Raw genomic sequence first — 15,691 nt, 5'->3', positions numbered from 1 at the left:
CCCCCGCCCATGCCTTGCTCCCTGATTGCGCCACGCCCTTGCGGTCCAAGCCGCCGGACCCACCAGCGTCTGCGATTCGCGGTGTTTTCTGCGGCATGGTGCGCCGTCGCGCTGGTCGGATGCCTGCTGTCGACGGCGGCGGCCGCATGGGCGCAAGACGTGCCGCAGACGTCAAACCGCGGCGTGGTCATCACCCGCGAATGGTGGACGTTCGGCGCCTTCGCGCTGGGCGTGGTGGCTGCGGCACCGTTCGACTCGCGCTTGGCCCGACAGTTCGAACGCACATCGTTGCATGAGAGCCGTACGGTCGACAGGACGGCAGGGGCGATTCGCGCGCTTGGTGATCCCGGAACCCTGCTGCTGTCCGTGGGATCGTTTGCCGTGGGCCGACTGGCGCACCGACCGACATTGGCCGACGTGGGCTTGCATGCCTCGGAGGCCGCGCTGTTCAGCGGTGCCACGTCGGCAGTACTCAAGCAGCTGGTCGGGCGCGCGCGTCCCAATCTGGTGCGCAACGACGATGCCGATGTGTTTCGTCCGGCCAGTGGTGCCTCGGGCTACACCTCATTCCCGTCGGGTCACACCACCGTCGCCTTTGCGGCCGCCTCGGCGGTCAGCGCGGAACTGGCGCGCTCGGTATTGGCGACACGTCATCCGCGCGTAGCATATGTCGTTGCCCCAATACTGTTCGGTAGCGCCTCCCTGGTGGGAATCTCGCGCATGTATCACGATGCGCATTGGGCCAGCGACGTGGTGGCGGCGGCGGGCATCGGGACCGTTGCGGGGCGCATGGTCGTGCGACGGCACCATGACGGACCGCGCGGGCGCGTGGAACGGTGGCTGTTGCCGGCGCAGGTGGTGCCGACGGCGGGCGGTGGTGCCGCCGTGTGGAACATTGCCTTTCGCTGACGACCGTTCGGTTATTTGATTCGCACGACGTCGGGTGCGACGGTCCCAAACCGCGCGAGCACGGCCGGGTCGTGCCCCGGCACAATGAGTCGCGGCGACGAGGCCAGTGTCACCATTCGACGTTGCGCGGCGAGGTTTGACGCGGCGTCCAGCGTCTGCGCAATCGGGACCTGTCGATCGAGGTTCTCGTACAGGTACATGTTGTCCGACGCGAGGATCACCGTGCCCTGTGCCGTGTGCACCCCAACGTACTGCGACTGGAACGTGTGCTTGCCACCCGTATACACGATGATACCGGGCAGGATCTCCCGGGCGTCGCCATCGACATACGCCACGCGCCCGGCCGTTCGCAGCATGTGCAGCATGGCCGCATCGGGCCCGTCAATGGCGCGATCGAGCACCTTGCCGGTCGAGTCTATGTGATGCTCCACTTCGTCACGCTGGATCCAGATCTTCGCGTTGGGGAACAGGTCGGCGCCGTCGAAGTGATCCCAGTGAATGTGCGAGACGATGACGTCAGTGATGTCGCCGGCGTTGACGCCGGCGCGCATCACCGCCGAGTCGGGTCGAACGTAGTTGGTGGGTTTCCAACGCGCGATGAGATCGGCGCGCTTGAAGCCGGCATCAACCAGTACCGTGCGGCCACTTGGGCCTTTCAACAGCCAGATCATGCAGTCAGCGTCGATGCGCCGGGCGGTGTCGGCGCCGGCGACAAGTCCCGACACCCGGAACGCCGGCAATGTGGCGTAGCGAATGGCGTACGCCTCCCAGCGCGGAGCCGATTGCGCGCTCGCTGTCATCGGTGCAAACGCCACTGGCGCGAGCGCCAAGGCGACGGCCGCGAAGACGCCCCGACGCGTCACGGGATGCTCGGCGGCATGCGGCCAGCGTCCATCTCGGCCGTTTCCACCGGATTCACCTTGGCGAGCGTCTTGTTGAACAGCAGCAGCAAGGCGATGGCGATGGACCACTGCAGAATGATCGTGCCGATGTTCTCGATCCCGAACGGATCCAGCGCGCCGGGTCCACGCACCTGCCACATCCACCAGGCCATCAGCGCAATGGCTTCGAACGGCACCAGATAGCGGATACACAGATCCCACCACGCGCCCACACGGATATTGGAGTACTGGTGATTGATCTGCTCGGCGCGGAACTTTGCCGGCCCCATGCGAATGACGGCGATGGCAAAGAACAGTCCGGAGAGCATGAGACCGACGCCCCACACCCAGTCCTGGTTGTGCAGGAAGTTCAGTGAGAATGCGGACGGCAAGCCGATGATGAGTCCGAATGCGCCAACCACCCACACGGCACGTGCGCGGGTCCATCCCATGTCGAGCAACACGCGCGTGCCCAACTCCACCATGGAGATCAACGAGGTGAACGCCGCAAAGAAGAGCGCGAGGAAGAAGAAGGTCATGAACAGGCCACCCGCCGGCAGGGTGGAGAACAGTTTCGGAATCCAGATGAACGTGACCCCTTCGTTGCCCGCACCGAAAATCGTGCGCTGCACCAGATCGGCATTAAGGGCGGCGCCTTCGGCCACCGCTTTCTGCAGGTCGGGGAAATCGGCCAGTGCCTGCGGGTTGCTGGCGATGGACGAGACCAATTGCGGGATGACGGTGAACACGGTGCAGAACACCATCATGCCCGCGCACAACGACACCAGATTGTTGGCGGCCGGGAGAATGAAGGCGTTGAGTGCCGTATCCTCATTGTGGCGCATGTATGCCGCGTACGTCAGGACGAGTCCCCAGCCGGCGCCGGTGTCCCAGGCATTCTGGGTGAGTGCTTGCAGCCAGATGTTCGCATCGCTCAGGCGATGCCAATCGACGCCGTAGAAATAGTCGAGGCCCGCGCCGGCGCCTGGCAACATGAGCGCGCGAACGGTCAGGATCAGGATCAAGCCAATCAGAATTGGCATGAGGATCGTCGTGGTGCGCTCGATGCCTTTGACGCCTTTGGCCACAATGAACGTGGCGCCAAGAATGGACAGGATGTGCGGCAGCACCGGCGCCGTGGTGGTGGAGAATGTCCGCCAGAAGCTCACCGAGTTCTCGCCAGTGAGTTGGCCCAGCCCCGCGGCCAGTGCATAGCGCAACGTCCATCCGGTGACGACCGAGTAGTAGGCCATGATGGCGATGGCGACAAACGCAATGAAGCCGCCCATCCACGCCGATTTCCGGCCGAGTGTGCGCACGAAGGCGCCAACCGGGCCGAGTCGTGTCATGCGTCCCATTCCGAACTCAATGAGGATGAGCGGAATGGACCACGTGAAAAGACAGATGACCCACGCCACCAGGAATTCACCACCGCCGTTGTTGGCAACGATGCGGGGGAAGCGCCAGATGTTGCCGGTGCCGACCGCCATACTGAGCATGGCGAGCATCATCGCCCAACGAGAGGAAAAGCCTGGGGACTGGCTCACGAATGCTCCGAACGGCGAATAGGGAGAGCAGGCGGCGGGAAGGCGTGCGCGCCTGCGGATCGGGCCGAAACTACTCGCCGGACCGCCAGCGCCCTAGGGGCACAAGCCGACCGACTCGCGGGTCAGCGATTTCTACCCAGCCATGCGATCGCGGCGAGAACGACCGGATCGCGGTCCAGTTGGTCGAAGTCCCACCCGCGTACCACCTGGTCCGGCGCCACCGTGCGTCGCACGACCACCCCGCGCCGATCAACGAGGAATTCGGTGGACAGATTGAGCGTGACATCGGCGTCTATCGGAAACCACCCATTCGCCGTGCTGTACCCTGGCTCGGGTGACTCGCCAAGAAGCGCTGTTCGCGGTCTTCCCCGAAAGGCCGCCGCAACCGCCTCGCCCGAACTGATGGTCAGCGGGCCAATCAATACCACGACAGGCAACGTTGCCGCTGCCGGGCAGTCTTGCCGCAACCCTGTGCGCGCGGCACCGGCCTGTTCGAAGTTCCCTCCGACGATAGTCCAGGACCGCACCATGCGCCCCGTGGCATCGACCTCGCCGCCGATAGGCCCATCACCGAGGAGCGGACCCAATCCACCCAGCATCGGATACATGTTGCCGCCGGTGTTCAGCCGAAGGTCCAGGATGACACCACGTGGACGTTGTGCGACGAGCGTGCACAACGCGCTCCGAATGGCTGCGGCGACGGGCGCGGCGTCAGCGCCCGTTGGTGCCACATGATGCAGTCGCACGTACGCCACGTTGGACAGCATTTGCGTGTACTGCGGCGAGGCGACAGATTGCGCGCGTCCCATGAGCTGTCGCAGGCTGTCGCCGCGCGCACCATCCATGGCGTGATAATGGCTGTAGGACCGGCCGCTCACGATCAGCGCGCTATGCACGTCGTCCAGCGACACGAACAACTGCAGCAACGCATCGATGGAATCGGCGCGGGATCGCGCCCGTCCGACCGCCGCACGGACGCCGCGTTCGACGGCGGTCCAGTCAGTGCTGTCGCGCAGCACGTGTCGTTCACGAACCAGCGCCAGGACGCGGTCGACCGGCAGCGCCGCAGTCGATTGCGCGTGAGCCGGTGCCGACACCAGCAGCGGAACGAGCGCGATGAGGCGCAACAGGCGTCGCATCACGGTGGCTACCGCCGAGTCCCCAAGGCCCGTTCACGCCGGGCCCGGAACTCCGAGCCCGCCTTCCATGTGGGCCATACGCTGCCGTCCGCCACTGTACTGGCCACGCGAAACGTGAGGCGCGTGTCCTCCACGATACCGGCCAGATCCCAGTCGGCTTTCACGTCGTCGCTTGGCTTGTGGTAGTCGCGTGCGATGTAGTCGCCGCGCACCTTCTGCTCGTAGCCCGCAGGCTTGTCGAGATAATCGGTACCGGGGAACAGGAACGACAGCGCGGGCACGCCCTGGCGCGCGAATTCGAAATGATCGGCCCGATAGAAGTAGCCCTTCTCGGATTCCGGATCGGGCTTCACCACCCGCGTGTCGTTGGCCGCTTCCTGCGCCAGGATGTCTTCCAGCGATGATTGGCCGACACCCAGACTGACAATCGCCTTGGTGCGGCCATACGCGTTCATCGCATCCATGTTGATATTGGCGAGTGTCTTCGCGAGCGGGTACAGTGGATGGGCGCCGTACCAGCGGGACCCCAGCAATCCCGACTCTTCGGCGGTCACCGCGAGAAAGATGATCGTGCGCCTGGGTGGCATCGTTCGCGCCTTGAACGCGCGCGCTTGCGCCAGCAGCCACGCCACGCCGGTGGCATCGTCGAGGGCGCCGTTGTAAATGGAATCGCCGTTGATGGCACGGCCGATACCGTATCCATCCCAGTGCGCCGACATGACCACGTACTCGTTCCTGACCGTCGCGTCCGCGCCATCCAGGCGCGCCACCACATTGCGCGATGCCATGCGTCGAACGGTGTTGTGCACCGTGATGGCCGCGGTGCTGCCAAGCGTGACGGGACGAAACGCACGCGTCCGTGCCGTCCGCTCCAGCGCCACAAAGTCCTTGCCGTTCTCGGCAAAGAGGCGCTTCGCCGCATCGAGGTGGATCCATCCTTCCACCTTGGCATGCGCCGGACCGTTGGCAATCTCCAGTTTTTCGCGCGCATTGCTCTGCACGGTGGTCCAGGGATACCCCGCCGGACCTGTCTGATGTACGAGGAGGACCGCGGCCGCGCCGCGTTCGGCCGCCATTTCGTACTTGTAGGTCCATCGACCGTAGTACGTCATGGCCTTGCCGCGAAACATCGTGCTGTCCAACTGCGTGGTATCGCGGACATCGGGGATGGGCGGATCACCCACCAGCATGATCACCACCTTGCCGCGCACATCAACGCCCTTGAAGTCATCCCACTGGTATTCCGGCGCCACCACTCCATAGCCAACAAAGACGATGCCGGTGGACTTCACCGACACCAGCGATTCAGGGTGCAAGGACCAGGCGACAATCTCGTCCAGCGGCTTGAGCGTCTTCGTGGTGCCCTGCGTTGTGACACGCGCGTCGATCATCGACGTCGTCCCGACGAGCGGCACCCGCTGGATGTAGGTGCCATCCGGATTGCCGGGCTTGAGTCCGATACCTCGGAACGCACGCTGCAGAAATGCCACACTGGAGTCCTCGCCGCGGGTACCCGGTGAGCGCCCCTCGAAGGCATCGGACGCGAGCATGGCGATGTCTGCCAGCATTGGCGGCGCCATGATCGTCGACGCCGCGCGCGCAACATCGGCGCGCATGCCAGTCGCGCCGCGATCGGGTTGCGCTGAGAGCATGACCGGCGTGATTGCCGCGAGAGTTGCGATGCGGACTACGGTCAACAGGGTCATGGGGCTCCACCGGAGTTTGCGTCGGCGCTTCGTGTTGCCGCCGAGTATGCCATACTGAAACGGGTCGCGCCATGGGACAGCTTCCTTGACAGTCCGCAATGAACCGGTATCGTTGCCGCACTCCGCTTTCATCGCCCGGTCACCCGCCACGACCTTTCCATGCATGCTCGGACTGTGCGCGCGTCGCTCGCTGTCTATGGCTTGCTGCACTTCCTGATCGACGCCATCGGCGCGGCGACCGTGTTTGCGATACTCGAACGCGACGGGCGCTCACCGGGGACCCCGCTGCTGCTGGCCTACGGGCTGATTTCGTTCGCGTCACGCCCGCTATTGGGCCTGCTCGTCGATGCGCGCGACTCGGCGCGGCACGCGGCAATGGCCGGCAGCGCGCTGGTCGCCTGCGGATCGGTGCTTTTTGCCGGCCGCCCATTTGAGGCCGTAGTCGCGCTGGGGATTGGCAATGCCCTGTTTCATGTTGGTGCCGGCAGTATCAGCTTTCGCCTCATGCCGGGACGCGCGGGGCCGAGTGGGCTCTTTGCAGCGCCGGGGGCGCTCGGTGTGTTTGCGGGAACGACCCTGGGATCTCACGCCCTGACGCATTCGTGGATCGGCGGGAGTGCGCTTCTGGTGCTTGCCGCCGTGTCGTCCACCCTGTCGGAGCCACCACGCGACGTGGACTCGTCGAATGTCGATGCGCGTGATACAGACGCCCCGGTATTGTTTGTCCTGCTCTCTATCGCGCTGGTGTCGTTTGCCGGCTTCGCGCTCCGGTTTCCCTGGCAGTCAACGCCATCACTGGCCATCGTGGTGGTGACGGGTGTGGCGATTGGCCGCGCCGCAGGTGGCGTGCTGGCCGACACATTCGGATGGCGACTCATCGCGTTGGGTGGACTGCTGGCGGCCATTCCGTTGCTCATGAGCGGCGCAACGCATGTCATACTTGGCGTGTTTGGTGCGGTGTTGCTGAACCTGGCGATTCCGGTCGCCTCCACCGTCACTTTCAACAGACTTCGGGCACATCCGGCCTTCGCCTTTGGCCTGGTGTCGCTGGCGCTGATTGCCGGGGGACTCCCCGCACTGGTGGGCGCGTCCGCGTCCACACTCCCGCGCAATTCAGGCCTGCTGGCGTTACCATTGGCCTGCGGCGCGCTCTATTTCGGATTCCGTCGAGCGTCACTGTTAACGACCGCAGCACTACGGCGCGTGCAGATCGCCTCGCCAACGTAAATCACCGGGCACGGAGGATCGCTTCATGAGAGAGAGGCGTCATTGGTTGCCGGCGGGGATCACCTGGGGATGTATCTCGGTGCTTGCGCCGCGTGTCGCACGCGCTGACGTGGTCGCCACACCGTTTGACCGGGGTCTCAGTCCTGCGGAGTTGGTGGTCGGCGTCGCGATCGTCTTGGTCGTTTCAGGCCTCTCCTGGCTGGCGCTGCGGGCTATCCGGGCAGGAAAGAAGTGATGGGCTTCCTATACTATGCCGTGGCCTTGGTGGGCACCATCGTCATTGAGGTGCCCATTGCCGCACTCTTCGGATTCCGTCGCCGAGAGGAGTTGGCCGCCGTCGCGCTGGCGAGTGTCTTCACCTATCCGATCTTGTCGTTTGCACTGGCGGCGCTGGAGGTGAGAGAGCTGGAGCGCGGCTGGTATCTGGCCGCTTTGCTGGCGTTTGAGACCGTGGTGGTTGTGACCGAGTGGAAGCTGCTGGTGTACGCCCTGCGCCGGGACCATCGCGTGCTCCTCACGTCGGTCGTGATGAACGCCGTGTCGTTTCTACTCGGGCTGTTCCTAATGGGCCCGCAATAGCGTCGATGACCGTCTCGATGCTGAGTTCCCGCGATCTCGAATTCCAGCTGTACGAGGTGCTGGCGGTTGATACGCTCACCAGCCGTGAGCGCTATGCCGATCATTCACGGGAGACGTTTGACGCCGTAATTGCCACCGCGCGCGGGATCGCGGAAACTCACCTGCTGCCGCATCGTCGTGAGAGCGACGAGCAGGAGCCGTTCGTACAGGACGGCCGAGTGGTGACGCCGGACGCCGTGCAGCGCGGAGTGGCCGCCATTGCCGACGCCGGCTTCATTGCGGCTGCGCATGACTACGCCGATGGCGGCATGCAATTGCCGCATGTGGTGGCCACGGCTGCGATGCTCTGGTTCGATGCGGCGAACGTCGCCACGTCGTCGTATGCCATGCTCACCACGGGCGTAGCGAATCTCGTTCGCACCTTTGGCACCCCGGCACAACGCGAACAGTATCTGGAAGCGCTGCTGACCGGACGGGCCTTTGGCACGATGGCCCTCACGGAGCCCGACGCGGGGTCGTCACTGGCCGACCTGCGCACGCAGGCGACGCCGGCCGGTGCCGGGTATCCCGCCGACAGTTATTGCATTACGGGCACCAAGATGTGGATCTCCGGCGGCGAGCACGAAATGTCGGAGAACATCGTGCACATGGTGCTGGTGCGCCTCGCCGGCGCTCCGGAAGGCGTGCGCGGGATTTCCCTGATGCTGGTGCCACGCTATCGCGCGTCTGCCACCGGCGAGCGGATCGCCAATGGCGTGGTATTGGGCGGCCTCATTCACAAGATGGGGTGGCGAGGGACCACCAGCACGATCCTGAACTTCGGCGAACACACCGAGTGCATCGGGGAACTGGTGGGCCAGCCCCATCGGGGCTTGTCGTGCATGTTCCAGATGATGAACGAAGCGCGGATTGGCGTTGGCCGTGCCGGAACCGCCATGGCCTATGCGGCGTATCGTCACGCCTTGTCGTATGCGCGCACGCGTATGCAGGGGCGATTGGCGGGCGAGAAGGATCCACTGCGTCCACCCGTGGCCATCATCGAGCACCCCGATGTACGCCGCATGCTGCTGGCGCAGAAGAGCATCGCCGAGGGGGCCTTATCCTTGATTCTCGAGTGCGCACACCTGGTTGATGAGGAGCGAACAGCCACCGATGACACGGCGCGACACACCGCCGCCGCGCTGCTGGAGATGTTGACTCCGATCGCCAAAGCGTGGCCTGGTGAAGCGGGGCAGGAGGCCATATCGTTGGCAATGCAAACGCTGGGCGGCTACGGCTTCGCGCGCGAATATCCCATTGAGCAGTACTATCGCGACAATCGACTCAATCCCATTCACGAGGGGACAAACGGCGTGCAGGCGCTCGATCTCCTTGGCCGGAAGGTGCGACAGGATAACGGCACGGGATTCCAGTCCCTCCTCGCGCGCATGCACGAGGTGGCCGCGGCGACCGCTGCCGATCAGTCGCTGGCGGCACTCGGCATGCAACTCTCCGATGCGGCGACGCGGCTTGAGCGCGTCACGGCCGCGTTGCTCGTGGTCAAGGCGGAACCGGCCCGCGCGCTCGCCAATGCCAGTGCGTATCTCGATTTGGTGAGTCGCACGGTGATTGCCTGGCTGTGGCTGCGTCAGGCGGTGGTGGCGACACGCGCGCTGGCGTCGTCGACACATGCCGCTGACGACGCCTTCTACCGCGGCAAGGTGCAGGCCGCGCGCTATTGGTTTGGCTGGGAGCTACCGCGAACGGTGCCGCTGGCCGACTTGCTGGAGCGGGCGGACGCGATCCCGTTCGACATGCAGGACGCCTGGTTCTAGACGTCCTGTACGCCGCGTCGTCCTACGAAACTGACGCTCAGGGTCGCGCCGCCATCCGTGCCTGCATGGCGCGCGTCAGGTGCGGCACGATGCCCATCAGGCGCTGGGCCAGCATCAGCTGCGCGCGATGGTGCATCTCGTGTTCTTTGGGCGACAACAATCCTTCAAACCGCGTGCGCGGGTTCGCTCCTGTGTGATCGCCGTACGTTTCGTCCAGGAATTCCGGTGACAGCGACTCCAGCCACGACGCGAATTGCTCGCCTTCGCCCTTGAGGAGCGCGATGATGTCCTCTTTCGAACGCGGCTTCTGCTCTTCGGCCGCGAGCGCGCCGATGATGGCCGGGAAGTCGTAACCTTGCAGCGTGGTCAGGCGACGCGTCCGATGGAAGTCTTCCTGGAGCTTTGCCGTCATCGCGATGTGCGTCAGGAGCGCACCCACTGAGCGCAACCCTGGTGCCGGTACGAAATCGTACTGGTCCGCCGGAATGTCCTCGGCGATCTGCAGCGTGTTGTTCCGCACAGTGCGGAACGCCTTGGCCAGTTCCTTGCCTCCATACCCAGACATGCAGTTCCCTTTTTCGAGGTGAGCGTTGGGCCCGCGGCCTGTTGGCAGGGCATCCGGCGGACCGAGCGGAAACATAGCGCCGCGATAGGCGGGCCGTCTGGGCTACGACCCACCAATGCGCTACCGTCCCAGCCAGTAGCTGGCCTTGATCAGGAAGACGTTCTGCGGTCGCTGCGCCAGCACATCGTTCCATCCCGGCTGCAGGCCGAAGTCGTTGGGGCCATCGGTGAAGGTGTCTCGGCCCTGCGTCCAGACAAAGAACAGCACCGATCCTGGACGATATTCCCAGCGCACGACATTGTTGCTGCGCAGCTGGCCAAAGCGGAATCCATCGGGTGCTCCGCGTGACGTGTACGGGCGGAATCGTCTTGCCTCGTCAGGCGAGCGACTATCCTGCAACGCGCGCCAGTCGGTGTACTCGCCCACGCTGACAAACGGCTGCAGGTAGCTCTCCAGGCTCAAGGCCGGGGTGATGGTGTAGTTCAGTCGAAAGGTGACGGAGCTGGTGGACTGGTAGAAGCGCGCGAAGGTGTACGACGTCGTTCCGGCATCGGTGAAGTTCCCAATCCATTGCTGATCGTCGATGTTGCGACCATAGCCCAGCTTCACGCTGCCATTGAGTTGCTCGCCCACGCGGAACTGTGCACCGGCACTGAGGTTCCAGCTGCTGCCGAGGCCGTCCGTGCGACGCCCGCCGCTGGCATTCAGGCTTGGAGCGAGTGACTTCCGACTGTCGCCCTCCACGCCCATCCACATCTGCAGGCGACGCGGGTCGAAAACGGCGGGTCCGCCGCGCGCATCCCGATCGGAATAGGTGGCGAACGCGTTGTTGACGCCGGTGCCGATATACCCGTTCCAGAAATTCAGGAACTGCCCGTTGGCGTTGATATTGCCACCGTTCCCGATGGACAGGCCTTCGGTATTGAAGGTCGAGTACGCATTGAAGTTGAGACCGCCCCGGCGAAAGATGCTGAAGGGCTTGTTGGGTCGGATGCCCATCCATGCGGATGCGCCCGTCTCGTCAGCACGCGTGCGGAACCCGAGGTCGTTGATCTCGAATCCCGGCGTGAGATACCACGCGCTGCCGTTGAAGCGCACGATGCCGCCGCCCTGCTTGTTGATGGACATCTGCGCCAGTGAGCCGGTCATCGAGGTGCGGGCACTATCGAATTGCAGGTGCGCGGCGTCGCTGCGTTGATACAGATGCACGTTGGAACGTTGCGTGCGCGCGATTGCGGCAGCCGAGCCGGTGACCCGACTGCCCGCCAATTGGCCCGAGAGTTCCCAGGTGTTTCCGGCAAACCGGTGCCGGGCATCGAGGCCTCCGGTCCACGCGCCGCCGCGGAGGACATCACGCGTCCATTCGTCCAGTTGTCGCGAGGTATTCGTGAGCATCAATCCGATGCCGGAGTTTCCGCCGCGCAAATCCTGCTGCAAACGAACGACCCCGTAGTTGGTGCGAGGCTCAATGGTGCGCGATTGGTTTCCACGAACGCGATCGGTGACGGTGTTCAGCAGGCCGATGGAGAGACCCTTGCTGAGCCGACCGGTGACCTTGGCCGCGCCCAGAATGCTCGACTGCTGGGGCGACGACGCGTCGCCGTAGCGATCGCCCAACTGCGGCGACCGCCCGATACGACGGGAGTAAAACAGGCCCGTGCACTGCCCGTCATTGCAGTCGATGTCGTAGCGGAAGATGCCGCTGCCCTCAAGGAAGAACGGGCGTTGCTCGGCAAAGAACTGCTCGAACGCACTGAGATTGAGCACGCCGGGATCGGCCTCGACCTGGCCAAAGTCGGGATTGATGGCGGCGTCAAGCGTGACATTCGAGGTCAGTCCCACCTTCAGGTCGGCGCCGAACTGGGTGCTCGGGGCGTTGCGTGGCGTGCCGTCGCCGAGGGGTTTGTAGCCGTATCGTGCGACACTGTATGGCATGATTTCCGCACGGCGCGGGGCCGAGAGGCCGCTGAAACCCGGGATGTCGGCCCATTGGCTGACGTGGCCGGTTTTCGAGCGGCGAAACACCGGCCACGCCATTCGCTCGCCGCGTCGCGCGACCCGTCGGGAAATCAGCACGCCGAATGTATTCACGTCGCGCGGCACATAGCGTAGCTGACTGAGGGGAATACGAAATTCGGCCAGCCACCCGAGGGAATCCACGCGGGTGGCACCCTGCCAGACCGCGTTCCACCCCCAGTCCTCCTCTCCATCGTTGAAGATGTAGCCGTCCGCCATCGTGCCGGCCGCGGTCAGCCGGAAGAAGTAGCCGGTTCGCTTGTCGTTGTACGAGTCGATGCCGATGATGATGTCGTCGGCGAGCGCCAGCCCGTCGCGGCGTTGCAGCACGGACAGGATGCTGTCCGGGCGCGGGTCGAAGCTACGCACCAACACGTAGAGGTTGTGCGCGTCGTATGCGATGCGGGCCTCGGTGCGCATCGTGGGATCGCCGTCTTCGGTTGGATCGTATTGACGAAACGCCGAGATGACGGGAACGGTTTGCCAGATGTCGTCATTGTCGCGGCCATCAATCTGCGGTGCACGCGGTGCGATTGACGGGCGATAGGCGGGTGCGTCGGGTGCCGTCATCGCCGCCCGTCGCGTCGTCGTTACGGACGGCGGTGTGGACGGACTGGCGACGGCCAGTTGGAACAGGAGGGTAGCTATGAGCATGGGCGCTGACGCGGAAACGGTGGCGAGGCGCCGGACGTCGGCACGACTCTTAGAGTCATGAAACGACGGAAGGGTTGGAGATTGGTTTCACATTGATGGGAGAGGGACGAGGTGCGGGACAGAGCGCATATTAGTGAGACGAAAATCCCTTCCCCGAATCCTGGCGCGTACATGACACGACTGAACAGGCGAATTACCGCGACGATTGCACTCGCGATGCTGTCGCAGGCAACCGCTTCGTTGACCGGTGCGCAGACCGCCTTGTCGTCCGGCGCGTTGCAAGTCGCACTCGACAAACGGGGCGTACTGACCACATTCCGCAATTCGGTCTTGGATGTGAACTTCCTGATGGCGGAGCACAACGCCGCGCTGCTGACCTTGGTGAGTGACGCCAAGCGTTACGCGCCCACCGCGATGAGGGTGGCGTCATCGCCAAGCGGAAAGACGTTGACGCTGCAGTACGCCCCGACCGGTGTGCGCATTGTCGTTCGTGTGCGCGAGGAACCCACGCATCTGGCGCTGGAGATCGTCAGCGCGATCCCGGAAGGCAAGATCGACGCCGTGGTTTGGGGTCCGTATGTCACCCCTGTCACGCAGACGATCGGCGAGGTGATTGGCGTGGTGCGCGACGGTCGCGTGGCCGTGGGGCTGCAAATCCTGAACATGAAGACGCTGGGCGGCGACCTCCCGAACAGCGAGGGGAGTACCTGGGCGCGGGGGATCGCCGCGGTGGCCGTGCCCGGAGGCAGTGCGCTACAGGCGTACTCCATCAACCGCCATCGCGCTCGACGGGTGGATGCTTGGGGCGGCAATCAAAAGGACATGCCCGTGCCGGCCATCGTCGGCGAAACGGTCGTTGGCAGCAGCATTGCGTTGTTCACCTGCGCGGAATCGGAGACGTTGGACGTCCTGGAACGCATCGAGGTCGCCGAGCGGCTGCCGCATCCAACCATCGACGGTGTGTGGTTCCGGAAGTCGCCGCTATTCGAGAAGTCGTACATGATTTCCTCGTTTGGCGAGTCCGATGTTGATGAGATGATCGGGTATGCCAAACGTGCCGGGTTGTTCTCGCTGTACCACGAGGGGCCATTCGCGAGTTGGGGGCACTTCGTGTTGTCGGAAACGCAGTTCCCCAACGGTCGGCAGGGGATGAAGGTCGCGGTCGACAAAGCGCGCGCGGCCGGATTGCATTTTGGGGTGCACACGCTGACGAACTTCATCAACACCAACGATCCGTACGTCACGCCCGTACCGGATGACCGGCTGAGCGTGACCGGATCGTCGACACTGGTGAGCCCCATAGATGCCGGGCAGCGCGAGATCGTCGTGGCATCGCCCGAGTACTTCCGCGAGGAGAAGGAGAATCACCTCCATACCGTGAAGATCGGGAAAGAGCTCATTCAATACCAATCGGTCACCCTTACCAGACCGTTCACGCTCCTGAATTGTCAGCGTGGTGCGTTTGGCACCACCGCGTCGGCGCACCGTGCGGGCGACACCGTGGGGAAGTTGTTCGATCACAGTTACAAGGTGTTCTTCCCGAACTTCGCCATGCAGCGCGAAGTGGCGCGCAACCTTGCCGACTTCCTCAATGACACCGGCGTCGACCACATTGATTTTGACGGCCATGAGGGCGGCTTGGCATCCGGTCAGGGCGATTATGCCCTGGCGGTGTTCGCCAAGGACGTCCTCGACCAGACGCGGCATGATCTGATCAACGGCACCAGCACCAGCAAGACGTTCTACTGGCACATCGGCTCGTACTACAATTGGGGTGAGCCCTGGTATGGCGGTTTCAAGGAAAGCATGCAGCAGTATCGTATCGACAATCAGGGATTGTTCGATCGCAACTACATGCCGCATATGCTGGGCTGGTACCTGCTGACCGAAAACACCACGCTGGCCGAGATGGAGTGGATGCTGTCCCGTGCGGCGGGTTATCGGGCGGGCTTTGCGATGGTGGCGCGTCCGCCAGCGCTGCGGAAGAACCCGCTCACGCCGGCGCTGCTGGATGCCATCCGGGAATGGGAGCGTGCGCGCACGCAGCACGCGTTTGATAGCGCACAGGAATCCCGTCTCAAAGACCCGAAGAACGAATTCCATCTTGAGTCCGCCGGAGACGGCCAGTGGAATCTCTTCCAGTACGCGGTGTCAGGGGTGTTCATACGAGAGAAGCTGGAACGACAGCCGGGCGAACCCACGCACACCATCTGGGAGGTGCGGCAGGAGTGGACTGAACAACCGCTGCAGTTTCGCCTGAACGTGCAGGGCAAGTCGGGGTCGGTGCGCAATCTCAGAATGCAGGTGGATCGCTACACGGAGGTCGTGCTGCCAATCGAGTTGGCGAACGGCGAAAGTCTGGTGTGCGATGGCACGACGACCGTGCGTGTCTATGATGCGCTGGGGAAACCGAAGTCGAGATATACCTTGGCCGCGCCACTCCCGGTCGTTGCCGCTGGTGCCCACACCATGACCATGGACTCGGAATTCACTGGTGCTGAGGCCCCCAGCATCGAGGTGCAATTCAAAGGACTGGGTCGTCGCGAAGTGGTACGGGCGAGGCGGTAATTCGGACACACGTGTGCGGAGTGAAGCGCGCCATTGCGTTCGCTTCAGGCGCACGCGAGCATACTTGTATTCGGAATACCTGTTTC

General features: G+C 63.8%; 11 protein-coding genes. 5 read left to right on the top strand and 6 right to left on the bottom strand.

Translation table 11 applies throughout. The features are described from left to right. The first annotated feature begins 81 nt into the window (after nt 1–81). Nucleotides 82–909, top strand: a complete 828-nt coding sequence (locus IPP90_03160) for a phosphatase PAP2 family protein (protein MBL0169718.1) — start codon at nt 82–84, stop codon at nt 907–909. 11 nt (nt 910–920) lie between these two features. Here IPP90_03160 and IPP90_03155 read toward each other — a convergent pair whose 3' ends face one another. The 4 genes from IPP90_03155 to IPP90_03140 form a co-directional block, all read right to left on the bottom strand. Next, nucleotides 921–1,772, bottom strand: coding sequence for an N-acyl homoserine lactonase family protein (locus IPP90_03155; GenBank protein MBL0169717.1), 852 nt, complete (start codon nt 1,770–1,772; stop codon nt 921–923). Beyond that, complete coding sequence (locus IPP90_03150) at nt 1,769–3,301, bottom strand: sodium-dependent transporter (GenBank protein MBL0169716.1); 1,533 nt, start codon at nt 3,299–3,301, stop codon at nt 1,769–1,771. Before IPP90_03150 ends, IPP90_03155 begins: the two co-directional genes overlap by 4 nt. Nucleotides 3,302–3,459: 158 nt before the next feature. Then, nucleotides 3,460–4,476, bottom strand: a complete 1,017-nt coding sequence (locus IPP90_03145) for a hypothetical protein (GenBank protein ID MBL0169715.1) — start codon at nt 4,474–4,476, stop codon at nt 3,460–3,462. 8 nt (nt 4,477–4,484) lie between these two features. After that, the gene (locus IPP90_03140; GenBank protein ID MBL0169714.1) at nt 4,485–6,092 is read right to left on the bottom strand and encodes a M20/M25/M40 family metallo-hydrolase; all 1,608 of its coding nucleotides are present in this window, start codon (nt 6,090–6,092) and stop codon (nt 4,485–4,487) included. 249 nt (nt 6,093–6,341) lie between these two features. Here IPP90_03140 and IPP90_03135 point away from each other — a divergent pair, with 249 nt between their 5' ends. From IPP90_03135 to IPP90_03125, 3 genes are all read left to right on the top strand, one after another. Further along, complete coding sequence (locus IPP90_03135) at nt 6,342–7,409, top strand: hypothetical protein (protein MBL0169713.1); 1,068 nt, start codon at nt 6,342–6,344, stop codon at nt 7,407–7,409. Between the two features lie 234 nt (nt 7,410–7,643). Next, nucleotides 7,644–7,988, top strand: a complete 345-nt coding sequence (locus tag IPP90_03130) for a hypothetical protein (GenBank protein MBL0169712.1) — start codon at nt 7,644–7,646, stop codon at nt 7,986–7,988. A gap of 5 nt (nt 7,989–7,993) precedes the next feature. Next, on the top strand, nt 7,994–9,802 hold the full coding sequence (locus IPP90_03125; protein ID MBL0169711.1) for an acyl-CoA dehydrogenase: 1,809 nt from the start codon (nt 7,994–7,996) through the stop codon (nt 9,800–9,802). Between the two features lie 37 nt (nt 9,803–9,839). Here the strand turns inward: IPP90_03125 and IPP90_03120 are convergent, their stop codons facing one another. Both IPP90_03120 and IPP90_03115 read right to left on the bottom strand, forming a co-directional pair. Next, on the bottom strand, nt 9,840–10,367 hold the full coding sequence (locus IPP90_03120) for a DinB family protein (GenBank protein MBL0169710.1): 528 nt from the start codon (nt 10,365–10,367) through the stop codon (nt 9,840–9,842). 120 nt (nt 10,368–10,487) lie between these two features. Beyond that, nucleotides 10,488–13,037: a carbohydrate binding family 9 domain-containing protein gene (locus IPP90_03115; protein ID MBL0169709.1), complete on the bottom strand. Its 2,550-nt coding sequence runs from the start codon at nt 13,035–13,037 to the stop codon at nt 10,488–10,490. A 171-nt stretch (nt 13,038–13,208) separates the two neighbouring features. Here IPP90_03115 and IPP90_03110 point away from each other — a divergent pair, with 171 nt between their 5' ends. Further along, nucleotides 13,209–15,605, top strand: a complete 2,397-nt coding sequence (locus IPP90_03110) for a hypothetical protein (GenBank protein MBL0169708.1) — start codon at nt 13,209–13,211, stop codon at nt 15,603–15,605. Nucleotides 15,606–15,691: the final 86 nt, after the last annotated feature.

Source organism: Gemmatimonadaceae bacterium, from assembly GCA_016720905.1.
Taxonomy (GTDB): Bacteria; Gemmatimonadota; Gemmatimonadetes; order Gemmatimonadales; family Gemmatimonadaceae; genus Gemmatimonas.
This window is presented reverse-complemented; position numbering and strand designations above follow the sequence as displayed.